The 16484-nt window shown below is 68.4% G+C and carries 16 protein-coding genes; 13 read left to right on the top strand and 3 right to left on the bottom strand.

Translation table 11 applies throughout. The annotated features are described in order from the left end of the window. Together C447_RS04760 and C447_RS04755 are read right to left on the bottom strand one after the other, a co-directional pair. Positions 1 to 734: ABC transporter permease (locus C447_RS04760; protein ID WP_007691440.1), on the bottom strand; the 734-nt coding region annotated here is incomplete at its 3' end. A gap of 151 nt (positions 735 to 885) precedes the next feature. Continuing rightward, positions 886 to 2793, bottom strand: a complete 1908-nt coding sequence (locus C447_RS04755) for an ABC transporter substrate-binding protein (protein WP_007691439.1) — start codon at positions 2791 to 2793, stop codon at positions 886 to 888. Between the two features lie 224 nt (positions 2794 to 3017). Between C447_RS04755 and C447_RS18065 the strand changes: the two genes are divergently transcribed. Continuing rightward, positions 3018 to 3188 (top strand): DUF7556 family protein, encoded by a 171-nt coding sequence (locus C447_RS18065; protein WP_007691437.1) that lies wholly within the window; start codon positions 3018 to 3020, stop codon positions 3186 to 3188. Positions 3189 to 3214: 26 nt separating this feature from the next. Here the strand turns inward: C447_RS18065 and C447_RS04750 are convergent, their stop codons facing one another. Continuing rightward, positions 3215 to 3718: a 2'-5' RNA ligase family protein gene (locus C447_RS04750; protein WP_007691435.1), complete on the bottom strand. Its 504-nt coding sequence runs from the start codon at positions 3716 to 3718 to the stop codon at positions 3215 to 3217. A 269-nt stretch (positions 3719 to 3987) separates the two neighbouring features. On the opposite strand from C447_RS04750, the gene C447_RS04745 reads away from it, so the two are divergent. The 12 genes from C447_RS04745 (at position 3988) to C447_RS04690 (ending at position 16405) form a co-directional block, all read left to right on the top strand. After that, entirely contained in the window at positions 3988 to 5265 is a 1278-nt protein-coding gene (locus tag C447_RS04745) for an argininosuccinate synthase (RefSeq protein WP_007691434.1), read from the top strand. A 1-nt stretch (position 5266) separates the two neighbouring features. Next, a complete protein-coding gene (gene argH, locus C447_RS04740) occupies positions 5267 to 6724 on the top strand; it encodes an argininosuccinate lyase (RefSeq protein ID WP_007691432.1) in 1458 nt (485 codons plus the stop codon). A gap of 157 nt (positions 6725 to 6881) precedes the next feature. Continuing rightward, positions 6882 to 7046, top strand: coding sequence for a lysine biosynthesis protein LysW (lysW, locus tag C447_RS04735; RefSeq protein WP_007691430.1), 165 nt, complete (start codon positions 6882 to 6884; stop codon positions 7044 to 7046). A 1-nt stretch (position 7047) separates the two neighbouring features. Further along, on the top strand, positions 7048 to 7920 hold the full coding sequence (lysX, locus tag C447_RS04730; RefSeq protein WP_007691428.1) for a lysine biosynthesis protein LysX: 873 nt from the start codon (positions 7048 to 7050) through the stop codon (positions 7918 to 7920). Positions 7921 to 7939: 19 nt separating this feature from the next. Continuing rightward, the gene (gene argC, locus C447_RS04725; protein WP_007691426.1) at positions 7940 to 8977 is read left to right on the top strand and encodes an N-acetyl-gamma-glutamyl-phosphate reductase; all 1038 of its coding nucleotides are present in this window, start codon (positions 7940 to 7942) and stop codon (positions 8975 to 8977) included. Then, a complete protein-coding gene (locus C447_RS04720) occupies positions 8974 to 9810 on the top strand; it encodes an acetylglutamate/acetylaminoadipate kinase (RefSeq protein WP_007691425.1) in 837 nt (278 codons plus the stop codon). The genes argC and C447_RS04720 overlap by 4 nt, the downstream gene beginning before the upstream one ends. After that, positions 9807 to 10943 carry an aspartate aminotransferase family protein gene (locus C447_RS04715; protein ID WP_007691423.1) on the top strand — a complete coding sequence of 379 codons (1137 nt, stop codon included), beginning with the start codon at positions 9807 to 9809 and terminating at the stop codon, positions 10941 to 10943. The genes C447_RS04720 and C447_RS04715 overlap by 4 nt, the downstream gene beginning before the upstream one ends. Beyond that, positions 10940 to 12007, top strand: a complete 1068-nt coding sequence (locus C447_RS04710; RefSeq protein WP_007691421.1) for a [LysW]-lysine hydrolase — start codon at positions 10940 to 10942, stop codon at positions 12005 to 12007. The genes C447_RS04715 and C447_RS04710 overlap by 4 nt, the downstream gene beginning before the upstream one ends. After that, positions 12004 to 12930 carry an ornithine carbamoyltransferase gene (gene argF, locus C447_RS04705; RefSeq protein ID WP_007691419.1) on the top strand — a complete coding sequence of 309 codons (927 nt, stop codon included), beginning with the start codon at positions 12004 to 12006 and terminating at the stop codon, positions 12928 to 12930. Before C447_RS04710 ends, argF begins: the two co-directional genes overlap by 4 nt. Before the next feature lie 63 nt (positions 12931 to 12993). Then, positions 12994 to 14247 (top strand): threonine synthase, encoded by a 1254-nt coding sequence (thrC, locus tag C447_RS04700; RefSeq protein ID WP_007691417.1) that lies wholly within the window; start codon positions 12994 to 12996, stop codon positions 14245 to 14247. A gap of 133 nt (positions 14248 to 14380) precedes the next feature. Further along, entirely contained in the window at positions 14381 to 14890 is a 510-nt protein-coding gene (locus C447_RS04695) for a TspO/MBR family protein (RefSeq protein WP_007691416.1), read from the top strand. A gap of 84 nt (positions 14891 to 14974) precedes the next feature. After that, positions 14975 to 16405, top strand: a complete 1431-nt coding sequence (locus tag C447_RS04690; protein WP_007691414.1) for a S8 family peptidase — start codon at positions 14975 to 14977, stop codon at positions 16403 to 16405. The last annotated feature ends 79 nt before the right edge of the window (positions 16406 to 16484 follow it).

The following is a 16484-nucleotide window of genomic DNA, read 5'->3' as shown; positions in this document are numbered from 1 at the left end:
ATGGTTTCGAGCACCGCGGTCCGGCCGATCCGCATCTCGTTGCCCATCGAGGCCGAACCGAGCACGATCGCCGCGGGCGCGATAACCTTGAGCGCCGCGAGGAACGAGCCGTCGCCGCCCTTCCGGACCCACCAGTCGACCGGATCCGTGACCGCGCCGAGCGGGTTGGCGAGGAAATCGAGGTTCGGTGGCGTGAGCACCTTGGTCGAGATCAGCCAGTTCGACCAGTCGAAGCCGGCGAAGAACTGTCCCGAGTTGGTGAGCACCGCGACGAGGATGATCGCGAGCCAGAAGTTCGGCATCGCACGCCAGACGATCCCGCCGAAGGAGGCGAAGTAGTCGCCGCCGGTGTTGGGGTTGAGACCCGCGTAGAACCCGAGGGGGATCCCGACGAACAGCGCGATCAGCACCGACCAGAACCCGAGCCAGATGGTCCGGGGCGCGTAGCTCGCCACGAGGTCGTAGGCGGGCGTCCCGGGCTGGATGACCCACGACTGACCGAGGTTGAACGTGAGCATGTCCACCATGTAATCGATATACTGCTTCCAGAGCGGCTGATTCAGCCCGAGGTTCCGACGGATCCGAGCGAGCCCCGACGGGTCGCCCATCCCGACGATCGCCGCCGCCGGGTCGATCGGGCCCATCCGCACCATCATGAACGTGATCGTGGTGCCGAAGAGTATGACCGGGATGGCCAACACCAGCCGTCGGAAGAAATATCCCCACCGACTCATTCGATGACCCTCACCGTGGAATCGAATCTCATGCTATGAGTGTCGTAAACGACGTGTTGTCATTATACCTTTCGTTTATGATCGAGGCAAATACCACCACTGAAGGGAGTATTTTATATCGCGTGAAAATCCGCCGAAATCGAGGGGGCGGTTAGTTACGCTGTGAGGCGATCTTCACGTCGTTCTTCATGTCGCGGCTGGGACCCATCGCACCCATCGGTGGGTACTCGACCCAGTTGTAGGTGAAGCGCTCCTCGACCTGATGGTAGAGGTTGAGGAAGCCGACGTCCTCCCAGTTCGCCTCCTCCATCGCGACGTACGCTTTGTCCCGGGCCTGTCCCGCCTGGTCGGTCGGGGCCTGGTTGTTGGATATCCGCTTGTAGGCGTTGGTCGCCTGCTGGGCCGCATCGCCGTTCTCCCCCGTCCAGTTGAGGTAGGAGATCGGGTCCGACTGTGAGGTGTCGGTCTGCGGTGGGTTCAGCAGCTGCACGAAGTTGTCCGGCGCGGGCCAGTCGGCGATCCACCCGAGAGGGTAGACTTCGAGCTGGCCGTTGCGCCCGCGTTCGAGCAGCGTCGAGAAGTCGGCCTGCTGGATCTGCATGTCGATGTGGGCGGCCTGGAGCTGGTCGCGGAACAGCTTCCCGAGCGAGAGCCAGGTGTCGGACTCGTACTGGGTCCACTGGAGGGAGTAGGTGTTGTTCGAACTGTAACCCGCGTCCTCCATGACTTTGGTGGCCTGTGGCACCTGGGTCTGGTTGTAGCCGTAGGGATAGTTCTGTTTCGCGTGCTGGTCGTAGGCCTTCGATCCGCCCGGATAGATCCCCGGCGGAGTGAGGTGGTAGGCCGGCTCCCCTCGCCCCTTGAACACCTGTTCGGTCACCTGTTGTTGGTTCGCGACGTAGGCGAACGCCTGCCGAACGGGCTTCGGCACCTTCGCCATGTTGAACCCGACGTAGTAGGTGTTGATCGTCGGCACGCTCATGTACTGGACCGTCGCGCCGTTCTCGAGCGGTCCGTAGGTCCCGAACGTCCGCCCCTGCTCGTCGGGGCCGCGCTGGACGTTGACCTTGCCCGGGTCGTACTGCGACGTCGGCATCCCCGGCTGGGCTGCATCGGCGTTCTTCCCGATGAAGTACTGATACTGGGACGACGCCTGCGAGATGACCTGCCAGTGGATACCCGCGATCGACGCCCTCCCGTCGTGGTAGTCGTCGAATCGCGTGACGTCGACCGAGGTCCCCGACTGGTAGCTGTCGAACTGGAACGGGCCGGCCCCGATTGGGTTCTGACTCGAGAACTGCTTGTAGCTCATCTCGCCGTCGTAGCCCTCGATGTCGCCGACGATCCCCTCGGGGAGGGCGGCGAACGAAGTGTAGGCGAACATCTCCAGCGTCGAGTGGAACGGCGATTCGAGGGTGACTTCGAGCGTCGAATCGTCGGGCGCGTTGAGCGCGAGCGAGTTCGGCTGATACACCTCGCTGCCGTCCTGGGTCGTCGTCTCGTGCTGGACGTTGACCGAATCGAGGATGAAGTACGCCCGCTGGGAGTTCGAGGAGGCCGCGAGTCGTTCCCACGCGTAGATGAAGTCCTGTGCGGTGACCGATTTCCCGTTGTGGAATTTGGCGTCCTTCAGCTGGAAGGTGTAGGTGGTGTTGTCGTCAGAGACGCTGAAGTCCGACGCGAGCTGGGGCTTGACCGACGTGTTCGCGTTGGGGTAGTTCATCAACGAGTCGAACACGTTCTGGATCACGGTCCCGCTCGCGGTGTCGGTCGCGGCGATCGGGTCGAACGTCGTGATGGTGTCGTTGATCAGCTGGAGGGTCTGGGAGGGGTCGCCCTCGATGGACTGGGTCTGCTGGCCGGCACTCTGATTCCCACCCGACTGGGTCCCGGCGCTGGTGTTCCCGCCACCGCTGTTGTTGCCGCCGCCACCGCCGCTGCTGTTGTTCCCGCTCCCGTCGCCGCTACCGCTCGAACAGCCGGCGAGGGCCGCCCCGGCGGCCACGCCACCCGTGGCCTTGAGGAACCGACGCCGCGTTTGTTTGGTATCCTTAGTCATCCCAATTGTCGAGTTTTGCCAAGTGCGTATAAGTTTTGTGTTCCCAGCCAGGTCCGGCGTTTGAGCCGCCCTCCGGCCCGTTTAGAGGGGGCCTGAATCGGACGATTTCGGGTTCGTTTCAGCTGTTGGAACGAACATGAAAGACCGGGTGTATTCACGGGTGGTACACACGGGTCGATCCCGGTTCGGTGCGTTTATGTGTCGGTGGTATGTACTCACATAGTATGACGCCGGATACGGCCGGTCTGGCGACAGCCAGCACGGCGGATGACGTCATGGCCTCGGTCGACGACGACGGTGCGGTGCGGCGGTTCGTCGTCGCCGACATCTCCCGCGACGACGCGTGGGTGTCGCTGCCGCTCTGCGAGGCCGCACCGCTCGCGGAGTGGCGATGACGGCCCTCGGTATCCGGTGACGTTTCTCAGTCCGACGCCGGCAGCGAGACGCGACTGACGCGCTCGCGGTGGACGGCGTCGTAGACGACGAGTTCCGGAACGACCCACTCGATCGGGTCGATATCGACGTCACGGAGCGCCTCGGCCGCCTCCGTCGACCCGCCACGGGCGAGGGTGACGTGCGGGACGTACCCCGAACCTTCGAGGTCGGGGACCGCATCGAAACGCTCGACGAGTCGGTCGTGGATCCCGACCAGCCCCGGGCTCTCGACCGCGAGGTAGACCACCGGCCCTGGACCGCGAACCGGGTCATCGAACGACTCGATGGTCGTGATACGAGCCTCGACGGCCGGCGCGCCGGCGAGCGCCCGATGAACCCGCTTCGAGAGCCGTCGGTGGTCCTCGGACTCGAAGCGCTTCACCAACAGCGAGTGGCGCTCGCGGATACGCTCGAACGCCATCAGTCGGGGCTGGAGTTCGGCCGCGAGGCGTTTCACTTCGCCGGGAACCGGCGCGTTGAGGCTGTACACGACTGGGATCGTCGCGCGACCGCCATGACGGTGGTGGTCGGGTACGCAAGCATCGCCGACTCGGAAGCGTTTAATATCCCCGCGCTTCGAGCGATCGGTACATGACCCGGACGTGCCACACCGCCTCGCCGCCGTCCACCGGCACGTCCGTCCCGCTCCGACCGCGACGACCGGGCCGCTAGGCCCGCACACACTTCTCTCCCCGACCCGTTTCGCTCCCCAGCCTCCACCCAACGGGTTCGCTGGGCGAACTTCACTCACGACACCAAATGACACACGACACGACACCCGATTCGACCGACCGCGTCGCGCTCGCCTTCTCCGGCGGGCTGGATACCACCGTCTGCGTCCCGATCCTCGAAGAGGAGTACGGCTACGACGAAGTGGTCGGCGTCACCGTCGACGTCGGCCAACCGACGAAGGAGTTCGCGGAGGCCGAGGAGACCGCCGAAGCGCTCGACCTCGAACACTACGTGGTCGACGCGAAGGACGCCTTCGCCGACACCTGTCTCGACGCCGTCCGCGCCAACGCGACCTACCAGGGCTACCCCCTCGGGACGGCGCTCGCGAGACCGGTTATCGCCGAGGCCATCCTCGACGTGGCGCTCGAAAACGACTGTTCCGCGCTCGCGCACGGCTGTACCGGCAAGGGCAACGACCAGTTGCGCTTCGAGGCCGTCTGGCGCGACTCCGAGCTCGACGTGATCGCGCCGGTCCGCGAGCTCGGCCTCACCCGCGAGGTCGAACAGGAGTACGCCGACGAACGCGACCTGCCCGTGGAGGGCGGCAACGCGGGCGCGTGGAGCATCGACACCAACCTCTGGAGCCGCTCGGTCGAGGGCTCGGAGCTCGAGGAGCCGAACTACGTCCCGCCCGAGGACATCTACGACTGGACCCAGTCCCCCAGCGGCGAGACCGAACTCCTCGAACTCGAGTTCGAGGACGGCTACCCGGTCGCGCTCGACGGCGAGGCGATGGACCCGATCGAACTCATCGAGGAACTCAACGAGGTCGCCGGGAGCCACGGGGTCGGCAGGACCGACCTGATGGAAGACCGCATGCTCGGGCTCAAAGTCAGGGAGAACTACGAACACCCCGCCGCGACAGTCCTGTTGAACGCCCACGAGGCGCTCGAATCGCTCGTGCTCACGAAGGAGGAACGGAGCTTCAAGAAGGGGATCGACCACGAGTGGGCCGAGAAGGCCTACGAGGGCCTGCTCGCCGCGCCGCTGGTCGACGCCCTCGACGGCTTCATCGACTCGACCCAGGAACGCGTCACCGGGTCGGTGACGATGAAACTCGACGGCGGCCAGGCGCGGGCGGTTGGCCGCGAGAGCGAGTACGGGGTCTACTCCGCCGCCGCGGCCTCGTTCAACACCGCCGACGTGGGCGGCGGGATCGAACAGGCCGATGCGACCGGCGTCGCGAAGTACCACGGCTTCCAGTCCCGGCTCGCGAGTCGCGTGATGGAGTCCGCCGAATCCGCGAAACCCCTCGCCGACGGCGGGAACGAGAGCGACGGGACCGACGAGAGCGGGGAGAACTGAGATGACCGAGGGGAGCGACGTCGTCCGGGGCGAGCGGTTCAGCGGCGGCCCCGCCCGCGGCTTCCTCTCCTCGATGGACGCGGACGAGCGGATCTTCGAAGCCGACCTCGCGGTCGACCGCGCGCACGTCGTGATGCTCGCCGAACGGGGTATCGTTGAGGAGTCGAGCGCGGGGTCGGTCCTCGACGGCCTCGCCGCGGTCGAGGAAGCGGGATACGACCGGCTCTCGGGCGAGGACGTCCACGCCGCCATCGAGTCGGCGGTCATCGACCGGGTCGGCCCCGACGGCGGTCGGATGCACACCGCGCGGAGTAGAAATGATGAAGTGGCGACCTGTCTCAGATACCGGTTCCGCGAGGACCTCTTGGACACCATCGACGCGACCCTCGCGCTCCGGGCGGCGCTCCTCGAAAGCGCGCGCGAGCACGTGGACACACTGATGCCCGGCTACACTCACCGTCAGCCCGCCCAACCGACGACGGTGGGTCACTTCCTCGCCTCCTACGAGGAGGCGTTCGCGCGGGATACCGAGAGGCTGGTGGCGGCCTACGACCGGACGAACCGCTCGCCGCTCGGCGCGGCGGCCTTCGCTGGGACCCCGTTCGACGTCGACCGCGAGCGCACGGCCGAACTGTTGGGCTTCGATGGGCTCGTCGAGAACTCGATGGACGCGGTCTCGACGCGGGACTTCCTGGTCGAGGGCGCGAGCGCGCTCGCCTCCCTCTCGGTCTCGCTCTCGGGGCTCGCGACCGACCTCGTGGAGTTCGCCTCGGACGGCTACCTCGACGTCGACGACGACTACGCCTCGACCTCCTCGATCATGCCCCAGAAGAAGAACCCCGACTCGCTCGAACTCGTTCGGGCGGCTGCGGGCGACGCGACCGCGGGCCTCAACGGGCTGTTGACGACGCTCAAGGGACTGCCGCGAGCGTACAACCGCGACCTCCAGACCGCGACGCCTCACGCCTGGGCCGCCGTCGACGCCGTCGTTCCCGCGACCGAGGTGGCCGCCGGCGCGGTGGCGACCGCGACGTGGGAGGAGGAAGCGCTCGCCGACGCCGCGAGCGGGGGGTTCTCGACCGCGACCGGGGTCGCGGACCTGCTCGCGATGGCGGGGCTCCCGTTCAGAACCGCCCACGAGATACTCGCCCGGGCGGCCCACGAGATCGAGGACGGCGCGGCCGTCGAGTACGCGACGGTCGCGGCGGCGGCCGAGGAGGTGCTCGACGACTCCCTCGACAGCTACGTCGAGCGCGAGTCGGTCGAGCGCGCGCTCGATCCCGAGGCCAGCGTGGCGAGCCGCGACTCGTTCGGCGGTCCAGCGCCCGCGTCGGTCGAAGCCGCGCTCGACCGGCGCGAGGCGACGTTCGAGGACGACGAGGGCGCGCTCGCCGACCGGCGGGCGCGGCTCGATAGCGCCGCCGACGCGTTGGATACGGAGGTGGCTCGATATGGCTGAGCGACCGCCCCCGCGAGGGGGAACATTCATCTCGTCGTCACCGACGAACCGCGCGAACTGACCGCTCTTTCGACACGGAGCGACGGCCACGATTTCCTGTAAACTATCGTACAAGTTCGAAGCGTTTAAGCCGATAGACGGGCGAGAGGAGGGTACAATGGCAACCTGTCCGGAATGCGGCGGCGACGTGACGTTGTACGACGACGCCGAAGTCGGCGAGATCCTCGACTGTGGGACCTGCGGGAGCGAGCTCGAAGTGGTCGAGACCGACCCTGCAACGCTCGAAACCGCCCCCGAGCTCGAAGAGGACTGGGGGGAGTGACGTGAACATCGGCGTGCTCTACTCGCGCATCCGGCGCGACGAGAAGCTCCTGCTCTCGGAGCTCAGGGAGCGCGGCCACGAGGTCACGAAGGTCGACGTCCGGAAGCTCCGCTTCGACCTCAACGAACCGCCGGCGGCCTTCGAGGGCGTGGACCTGGTGGTCGACCGGTGTCTCGCGACCAGCCGGAGCACGTACGCGACGCGGTTCCTCGACGCCTACGGCATCCCCGTGGTCAACAGCGCCGCGACCGCCGAGGTCTGCGCCGACAAGGTGAAGAACAGCCTCGCGCTCGCGGGTGCGGGCGTGCCGACGCCCCGCACCGAGGTCGCGTTCACGAAGGACGCGGCGCTCGAAACCATCGAGGCGTTCGGCTATCCCTGTGTCCTCAAACCCGTCATCGGATCGTGGGGCCGACTGATGGCGAAGATCGACTCGCGCGACGCCGCCGAGGCGATCCTCGAACACAAGGCCACGCTGGGTCACTACGAGCACAAGGTGTTCTACATTCAGGAGTTCGTCGAGAAACCCGGTCGCGACATCCGGGTGCTGAGCACCGACGGCGAACCCGTCGCCGCGGAGGCGCGTTCCTCCGACCACTGGCTCACCAACGCCTCGAAAGGGGCCGACGCCACGGCGTTCGAACTCGACGACGAGGCCCGCGACCTCGTGGCCCGCGCGAGCGACGCCGTCGGCGGCGGCCTGCTCGGCGTGGACCTGATGGAGACCGGCGATTCGTATACGGTGCACGAAGTGAATCACACGGTGGAGTTCAAGGCGCTCACCGAGGCCACCGACGTCGACGTGCCCGCCCGCGTGGTCGACTGGCTCGAAACCAAGGTCGAGGCCGATTCCGCGACGGTGACCACGCCGTGACCCTCGTGAGGGAAGACGAATGACGAAGACCGCGTCGGTGGTCGGCGCGAGCGGGTTCACCGGCGGCGAACTCCTTCGCCTCATCGACTCACACCCCGAGTTCGAACTCGAAGCGGCCACCAGCCGCGAGTACACCAACAAGACCCTCGGATCCGTCCACCCGAACCTCCGGGGGATCGAACAGCGCTTCAGCGACCCCACGGAACTCGCGAGCGTCGACGTCCTGTTCGCCGCGACGCCACACGGCGTGTCGATGGAGCAGATCGACGCGTTTCGGGAGGTCGCCGACACGGTGGTGGACCTGAGCGCGGACTTTCGACTGGACAGCGAGGACCAGTACGAGGAGTGGTACGACGGGCACAGTCGGCCGGAACTCCTCGACGAGTCGGTCTACGCGCTCCCCGAGCGCCACCGCGACGAGCTCCCCGGTGCATCCCTCATCGCGGCGGGCGGCTGCAACGCCACCGCGACGGTCCTCGGGTTGGGACCGCTGTTCGACGCGGGGATCCTCGAAGGCGACGAGCAGATCGTGGTCGACGTCAAAGTGGGGTCGTCGGAGGGCGGCGCGGGCGGCGGCGACGCCTCCTCGCACCCCGAGCGCTCGGGCGTCGTGCGACCCTACGCGCCGACCGGCCATCGCCACGAGGCCGAGATCGTCCAGGAGTTCGGGTGTAGCGTGGCGTTCACCGCCCACGCGGTCGACATGGTTCGCGGGGCCTCGGCGACGTGTCACGTCTTCCCCGACGAACCCGTGTCGACGGGCGACCTCTGGAGCGCGTTTCGGGAGAGCTACGACGACGAACCGTTCGTCCGACTCGTGGCCGGCGGTTCGGGCGTGTATCGCTATCCCGAGCCCAAGGCGGTCGCGGGGACCAATCACGCCGAGGTCGGCTTCGAGCTCGACCCGAGTAACAAGCGAATCGTGGTGTTTTCGGCCATCGACAACATGATGAAAGGCTCCGCGGGACAGGCGATACAGGCGGCGAACGTCGCGTTCGGTTACGACGAAACGGCTGGACTCGACTTTCAGGGTCTCCACCCCGTGGGGACGCCATGACGGTCGTCCTCAAGATCGGCGGCGCGCGTGCCGTGAACCCGGCGGGTGCGGTCGCCGACGTCGCGGAGCTCGTCGCCGAGGGCGAGCGGGTCGTCGTGGTCCACGGCGGTTCGACCGCGGTCGACGACACCCTCGACCAGCTCGACGAGGAGCCCGAGTACGTCGAGAGCCCCTCGGGCGTCGTCGGGCGGTTCACCGACGAGCGCACGATGGAGGTCTTCGAGATGGTCCTCCCTGGGAAACTCAACACCGACCTCACGGCGTCGTTGCGGGAGGCGGGCGTGGACGCGCTTGGGCTCTCCGGGGTCGACGGCGGGCTGCTCACCGGCCCCCGGAAGTCCGCGGTTCGAGTGGTCGAGGACGGCAAGAAGAAGATCCGGCGGGGCGAGCACTCCGGGAAGATCGAGTCGGTGAACGCCGACCTGCTCGACACGCTGCTCGACGGCGGTTACACCCCCGTGGTGACGGTGCCGATGCTGGCCGACGACGGTACTCCTGTGAACGCCGACGCGGACCGGGCGGCCGCGGCGGTCGCGGGCGCGCTCGGCGCGGAGCTCGTGGTGCTCACCGACGTCCCCGGCGTGCTCGCCGACCCCGAGGACTCGTCGACCCTCATCGAGCGCGCGGAGACGCCCGCCGAACTCGAAACCATCGAGAGCGCGGCGGAGGGGTTCATGGGCAAGAAGGTGATGGCGGCGAAAGAGGCGCTCTCCGGGGGCGCGAGCGAGGTCGTCGTGGCGGACGCGAACGCCGACTCGCCCGTGCTCGCGGCGCTCGACGGCGGCGGGACGCACGTCCTCCCCGCGGCGCTCGAAACGGAGGCGACGGCATGAGTAACTTCATCCACTCCGAGAAACCGATCCGGATCGAGCGCGGTGAGGGTGCCTATCTCTACGATACGGACGGAACGGAGTACCTCGACTGTGGCGCGAGCTACGCGTGTACCCCACTCGGCCACGATCATCCTGCGGTGAACGAAGCGGTCCACGACCAGGTCGACCGGCTGACGTTCGTCCAGGCCTCCTACCCCGTCGACGCGCGCGACCGGGCGTTCGACGCGCTCGCCGCCGCGGCACCCGAGGGGCTCGAAAACGTCTGGCTCTGTAACTCCGGGACCGAGGCGAACGAGGCGGCGCTGAAGTTCGCCCGGAGCGCCACGGGGCGATCGAAGATCGTCGCGACGATGCAGGGCTTTCACGGTCGGACGATGGGCGCGCTCGCGACGACCTGGAACAACGACTACCGTGACCCGTTCGAGCCCCTGATCGGGGACGTGGAGTTCGTGCCCTACGGGGATAGCGAGGCGCTCGCGGAGGCGGTCGACGACGAGACCGCGGCGGTGATCGTCGAACCCATCCAGGGCGAGGGCGGGATCAACGTTCCCACTGACGGCTACCTCGCGGCAGCGCGCGAGTGCACCGAGGACGCGGGTGCAGCGCTGGTCTTCGACGAGGTGCAGACGGGGATGGGCCGGACGGGAACCCTCTGGGCCTCCCAGCAGGCCGGTGTCGTCCCGGACGTCCTCACGACCGCGAAGGGGCTGGCGAACGGCCTCCCCGCGGGGACGGCGCTCTGTGCCGACTGGATCGCCGACGACCACGGCCCGCACAACGCGACCTTCAGCGGTGGGCCGGTCGTGAGCGCCGCGGTCGACGCCACCGTCTCGACGCTGGTCGAGGAGGAAGTCCCGAGCAACGCCGGTGCGGTCGGCGAGTACCTTCGAGCGGGGCTCGACGCCGCGATCGGCGACGACGTGCGGGAGATCCGGGGCGAGGGGCTGATGATCGGCATCGAGGTCAAACGTGGCGCGAACCGCGCGCTCCGCGACCTCGCGCTCGATTCGAACCTCCTCGCGCTCCCCGCCGGGCGCTCGGTCGTCAGGCTCCTCCCGCCGCTGGTCCTCGACGAGGACGACGCCGACGAGGTCGTCGACGCGCTCTCGAACGTGCTCGGGGGCGAGTCGTGAGCGAGGCCGTCGCGGGCGTCTCGGACGAGCAGGCCCGGGGACTCCTCGTCGACCTCGTGGGGACGCCCTCGCCGTCGGGCGAGGAGCGGGCCTGTGCCGACCTGCTGGTTTCGTTCTTCGAGACCCACGGTCGCGAGGCGTGGCTCGACGAGGTCGGCAACGTCCGTGCGCCCGCCGACGACTCGCTGTTGTTGACCTCCCACGTCGATACGGTACCGGGTGATATTCCGGTCCGGGTCGAGGAGACCGACGGGGTCGAGACCCTCTGGGGCCGGGGGAGCGTCGACGCGACCGGTCCGCTCGCCGCGATGGCGGTCGCGGCCGTCGAGACCGGCGTGAGTTTCGCCGGCGTGGTCGGCGAGGAGACCGACTCGCGCGGCGCACGCCACCTCGTCGAGACCCGCGACCCGCCCGGTGCGGTCGTCAACGGCGAACCATCGGGCTGGGACGGCATCACCCTCGGCTATCGGGGGCTGCTCGCCGGCACCTACGTCGCCACCAGCGAGTCGGGCCACACCTCCCGACCCGGCAACAACGCGATCGAGGACGCGATCGAGTGGTGGAACCGGGTCGGCGAGGCCGTGGCGGCCGACGGCGACGAGTGGACCCCGGTGTTCGAGCGCGTGACGACCAAACCGACGGCGATCCAGGGCGGGATCTCGGACGACGGCCTCTCGGTCGAGGCCACCATGGAGGTCCAGTTCCGGGTGCCGCCGAGTCTGACGACCGACGAGGTCCGCGAGGCCGCCGACGGCGAGCTCGACGGCGGCACCGTCCGGTGGCACGACGAGGTGGTGCCCGTGATGACGAACCCACGGAGTTCGCTCGCGAGCGCCTTCCGCGGAGCGATCCGGAAGGCCGGTGGCGACCCCCGGCTCCTCCGAAAAACGGGGACGAGCGACATGAACGTCTATCAGACCTGGGAGTGCCCGATGGTGACCTACGGGCCAGGGAACTCGGACCTCGACCACGCGCCCGACGAACACCTCTCGCTCGTCGAGTACGACGACAGCATCGACGTCCTCGAAGCCGTCGCCGAGCGGGTCGCGGGGGACGACGGATGAGCCTCGAAACGGGTGGCGTTCGCCACTTCACCGACATCGACGACCTCTCCTCAACTGACCTCGAAACCGTGCTCGACGTCGCGAGCGGGTTCAAATCGCAGGTCAAGCGTGGCGAACCACATCCCGTCCTCGAACGCCAAACTCTTGGAATGGTCTTCGAGAAACCGTCGACCAGAACGCGGGTCTCCTTCGAGACCGGGATGACCCAGCTCGGCGGCCACGCGGTCTTCCTCGGGCCGGACGACATCGGGCTCGGCGGGCGCGAACCCCTGAAGGACATCGCTCGCACCCTCTCGGGCTACGTCGACTGCGTGATGGTGCGGCTGTTCGACCACGCGGACCTGGAGGAACTCGCCACCCACGCAGGCGTTCCGGTCGTGAACGGCCTCACCGACGACGCCCACCCCTGCCAGACCCTCGCGGACCTGCTGACGATCCGCGAGACGGTCGGGTTCGATGCACAAGTGGCCTGGGTCGGCGACGGCAACAACGTCGCCCAGTCGTTCGCCCTGGGCTGTGCGCTCGCCGGGGTCGACCTCACGGTGGCCACCCCGCCCGAGTACGGCGTCAGTGAGGAGGTCCGCGACCGTGCAGCGGAACTCGGACGCGCGCCGACGGTGACCGACGATCCCGAACAAGCGGTCGCGGACGCCGACGTGGTCTGTACCGACGTCTGGGTCAGCATGGGCGAGGAGGGGAGTCGAAACGAGAAGCTCGCCGCGTTCGAGGATGGCGGGTTTCAGGTCGACGACGACCTCCTCGCGGGAAGCGACGCGCGTCTCATGCACTGCCTGCCCGCCCACCGCGGCGAGGAGGTCACGAGCGCGGTGCTCGAAAGCGACCGCGAGCTCGTCTGGCAACAGGCCGAGAACCGCCTCCACGCCCAGAAGGGGCTGCTCGTCTTCCTGCTCGACGCGGTCTGAACGGCACGACGAGCGGTTGCGACAACCGGCCCACTTTTCCTCGCGGCGCGTCTCTCGCGACCAATGACGGAGCTCTCGCTCGGTTCGTCGCCCCCGGAAGCCGCCGCGGACGGCGTCTGGCTCGCGTGCATCGAGTGCGGCCGAACCCTCGCGCCGTTCGACGAACCCACCTACCGCTGCCCCGACTGCGACGGGCTGCTCGAAGCCCGCTACGAGGAGTATCCGACCTTCGAGGACTTCTCGGGCCGCGGGGTCTGGCGCTACGCCGCCGCGCTGCCGTTCGAGTCGGGCGTCTCGCTCCCCGAGGGCGACACCCCGCTCCACGAGGTGCCGCGGCTCGAAGCCGACGTGGGGGTCCGGAGCCTCCGGGTCAAACACGAAGGGATGAACCCCACGGGGAGCTTCAAGGACCGGGGAATGACCGTCGGGGTCCGAGTGGCCCAGGAACTCGGCGTCGACCGCCTGGCGTGTGCCTCCACCGGGAACACCAGCGCGGCGCTCGCGGCCTACGGCGGCCGTGCGGGGGTCGAGACCCTCGTCCTGCTTCCGGCGGGGAAGGTCGCGGCGGGGAAGGTCGCCCAGGCCGCCCTCCACGGCGCGCGGATCCTGGAGGTCGACGGCAACTTCGACGCCTGCCTCGACGTCGTGGCCGAACTCGCGAACATGGGTGAAGCCTACCTCCTGAACTCGCTGAACCCCTTCCGCCTCGAAGGGCAGAAGACGATCGGCTTCGAGATCCTGGAGTCGTTCCTCGCGGAGTACGACCGCTATCCCGACCGGATCGTGCTGCCCGTGGGCAACGCCGGCAACACCGCCGCACTCTACAAGGCCTTCCGCGAGCTCGTCGAAGCCGGCGCGCTCGACGAGGCGGAAGTGCCGATGCTGACGGGGGTCCAGGCCGAGGGGGCCGCGCCGATGGTCGAAGCGATCGAAGAAGGACTCGACGACACCCGGCGCTGGGAGGACGTCGAGACCCGCGCGACGGCGATCCGGATCGGGAACCCGGTCAACGCGCGGAAGGCGCTCCCCGGGATCCGCGGGACCGGCGGGACGGCGGTCGCGGTCGCGGACGAGGCGATCGTCGACGCCCAGCGCACGCTCGCCGAGGAGGGTGTCGGCGTCGAACCCGCCTCGGCGGCGAGCATCGCGGGCCTCCGGAAACTCCGGGAATCTGGGACGGTCGACGACGACGAGGACGTGGTCTGTCTCACGACCGGCCACCTCCTGAAGGACCCCGACGCGGCGGCCGCCGCCGGCCGGGACCCGGAACCGGTGCCGAACGACACCGAGGCGATCCTCGGCCACCTCGCCGAGTAGGCGCTCCGAGGTCGGACCGGTCGCGGACGCGTCACCGACCGCGAGGCGGACGACCCGGATCCCGTCGCCGCTGCCGGTCGAACGCGGGGGATGACGGCGATACTGCTAACCGGTAGCCGCGCCGAGAGGACGTATGTCCATCACTCGGGATTCCCGGTCCGCGCTTCCGGACCGCCGCCCGCTCCTCACGGTCGCCGCCGCGGTCGCGGTCTGTGTCGTTCTCGGCGCGGCTGCCGGGCTGGTGACGAGCCCCCAGATAGCGACGTGGTACACCACCGTCGACAAGCCCGGTTTCACCCCCCCGAACTGGGTGTTCGGTCCGGTCTGGACGGCGCTCTACGCGCTCCAGGGCGTCGCGGCGTGGCTGGTCTGGCGGGCGGGGTTCGACCGCCGCGGGGTCCGACTGGGTCTCGCCGCCTTCGCGGTCCAGTTCGTGCTCAACCTCGCGTGGTCGCCCGCCTTCTTCGGGCTCGAATCGCCGGCGCTGGGGCTCGTGGTCATCGTACCGCTCTGGGTCGCGATCGTCGCCACCGTCGTGCTCTTTCGTCGAATCGACCGCCGTGCGGCGGCGTTGCTGGTGCCGTATCTCGCGTGGGTCTCGTTCGCCACCGCGCTGAACTACGCGATCTGGACGCTCAACTGAGGCGACGGGGTCGTGCCGCGTACCCATACATTCAATTCCTGAAGACGAATATTTAATACTGACTCGGCGGGATCAACGGCCGCCATGGGACGATACGACAGACGGCGGTTCCTCCAGTTGACCGGGACGGCGGTCGGGGTGGCGACGCTCGGCGTCGGCACCGCGACCGCGAGCCCCGCCGACTCGCGCTTCTTCATCAACCTCCGCGACGTCGACCGGTCGGCGGTCCCCGACGACGTCGAGGTCGTCCACGACCTCTCGCAGGCGGACGTGCTGGTCGCGCGCGGCGACCAGGACCGGGTGGCGGGCACGACGGTCGCCGACCGGGTCATCGACCGGGGCGACGACCGCGTCGGGGCCGTCGAGTCACGGGAGGGGCCGACAACCGACGGCAAGGGGTCGAGCCACAACCACGACGGCGCGCCCTCGAACAGCGAGTTCCAGTGGGACAAGCGCGAACAGGACGTCAGCAACGACCTGACCGACAAACCGGGCGGCGGGAAGTCGATCCACGACGTCTCGACCGGCGCGGGCACCCGCATCGCCGTCGTCGACTCGGGGGTCTACGACGCCCACCCCGACCTCGCGGACGTCGTCAACGACGAGCTCTCGGAGAACGTCTCGGAGGACCCCTACGACTGGCGACCCAACGGGGCCGGCGACCACGGGACCCACGTCGCGGGCATCATCGCCGCGACGAACAGTAACGACGGTCCCGACGGCGGCGTGCTCGGGACCGCCCCGGACACCGAGATCGTCTCCTATCGGATGTTCTCCGGCCAGGAGGGCAAACAGGGCGACGGCTACGCCGGCTGGGTGAAGGCCGCCGAGGCGGGCTGTGACGCCATCAACTACAGCGTCGGCTTCCCCGCGCCGTACGTCTACGTCGACGAGTATCCCTATCTCACCGAAGAACTCCGTATCGCCGAGCAGGTGGCCGAGTACGTCCGCTCACGGGGAACGGTCATCGTCAACTCCGCCGGAAACGACGGGCTCGACATGACATCCGAGAACACCCTCAGCATCCCGACGGAGGCCGAGGGCGTCTTCGGCGTCGCCGCGACCGGCCCGATCGGCTGCGGCTGGGGCGGCAAACACAGCGACAACGAGGCGAAGTGGCTCACCGGCAACCGGCTGGAGGACCCGACGGACTCCCCGGCGTTCTACACCAACTACGGGAGCGCCGTCGACGTGAGCGCCGCGGGCGGCGACGCGGACCAGGAGGCGCTCGACAGCATTCCTGAAGCCCAACGGGACCTCGTCTATTCGACGATCTACGAGACGGACGACGCCGGCAGCACTGTGGCGGCCTATGGCTGGAAGGCGGGCACCTCGATGGCAGCCCCGCAGGTCGCGGGTGCGGTCGCGCTCGTGCGCTCGCTCCGCCCCGACGCGAGCGTCGAGGAGGTCGAATCGCTCATCCAGAAGACCGCGAGCGACGCGCCCGGCGGCGAGCCCTACCACGGGGCGGGACATCTCGACCTCGAACGCCTCCTCAAGCGCGTCGGAAAGTAGTCGGCAGATCGAGCCGGATTCGGTGTGAACGACCCTTTTTCGCCCCGATTTCAGCAGCGCGGTCCCGGAGAGGGGCGTC

Source organism: Halococcus hamelinensis 100A6 (assembly GCF_000336675.1).
In the GTDB taxonomy this organism is placed as follows: Archaea; Halobacteriota; Halobacteria; order Halobacteriales; family Halococcaceae; genus Halococcus; species Halococcus hamelinensis.
The sequence above is the reverse complement of the archived record's forward strand: the minus strand, read 5'-3'. Positions and strand labels throughout refer to the sequence as shown.

What these genes read in the sequence shown, in the direction of transcription:
- C447_RS04755 (WP_007691439.1), bottom strand. Translation starts at nt 2,793, where the DNA reads ATGACTAAGGATACCAAACAAACGCGGCGTCGGTTCCTCAAGGCCACG.
- C447_RS18065 (WP_007691437.1), top strand. Translation starts at nt 3,018, where the DNA reads ATGACGCCGGATACGGCCGGTCTGGCGACAGCCAGCACGGCGGATGAC.
- C447_RS04745 (WP_007691434.1), top strand. Translation starts at nt 3,988, where the DNA reads ATGACACACGACACGACACCCGATTCGACCGACCGCGTCGCGCTCGCC.
- argH (WP_007691432.1), top strand. Translation starts at nt 5,267, where the DNA reads ATGACCGAGGGGAGCGACGTCGTCCGGGGCGAGCGGTTCAGCGGCGGC.
- lysW (WP_007691430.1), top strand. Translation starts at nt 6,882, where the DNA reads ATGGCAACCTGTCCGGAATGCGGCGGCGACGTGACGTTGTACGACGAC.
- argC (WP_007691426.1), top strand. Translation starts at nt 7,940, where the DNA reads ATGACGAAGACCGCGTCGGTGGTCGGCGCGAGCGGGTTCACCGGCGGC.
- C447_RS04720 (WP_007691425.1), top strand. Translation starts at nt 8,974, where the DNA reads ATGACGGTCGTCCTCAAGATCGGCGGCGCGCGTGCCGTGAACCCGGCG.
- C447_RS04715 (WP_007691423.1), top strand. Translation starts at nt 9,807, where the DNA reads ATGAGTAACTTCATCCACTCCGAGAAACCGATCCGGATCGAGCGCGGT.
- argF (WP_007691419.1), top strand. Translation starts at nt 12,004, where the DNA reads ATGAGCCTCGAAACGGGTGGCGTTCGCCACTTCACCGACATCGACGAC.
- thrC (WP_007691417.1), top strand. Translation starts at nt 12,994, where the DNA reads ATGACGGAGCTCTCGCTCGGTTCGTCGCCCCCGGAAGCCGCCGCGGAC.
- C447_RS04695 (WP_007691416.1), top strand. Translation starts at nt 14,381, where the DNA reads ATGTCCATCACTCGGGATTCCCGGTCCGCGCTTCCGGACCGCCGCCCG.
- C447_RS04690 (WP_007691414.1), top strand. Translation starts at nt 14,975, where the DNA reads ATGGGACGATACGACAGACGGCGGTTCCTCCAGTTGACCGGGACGGCG.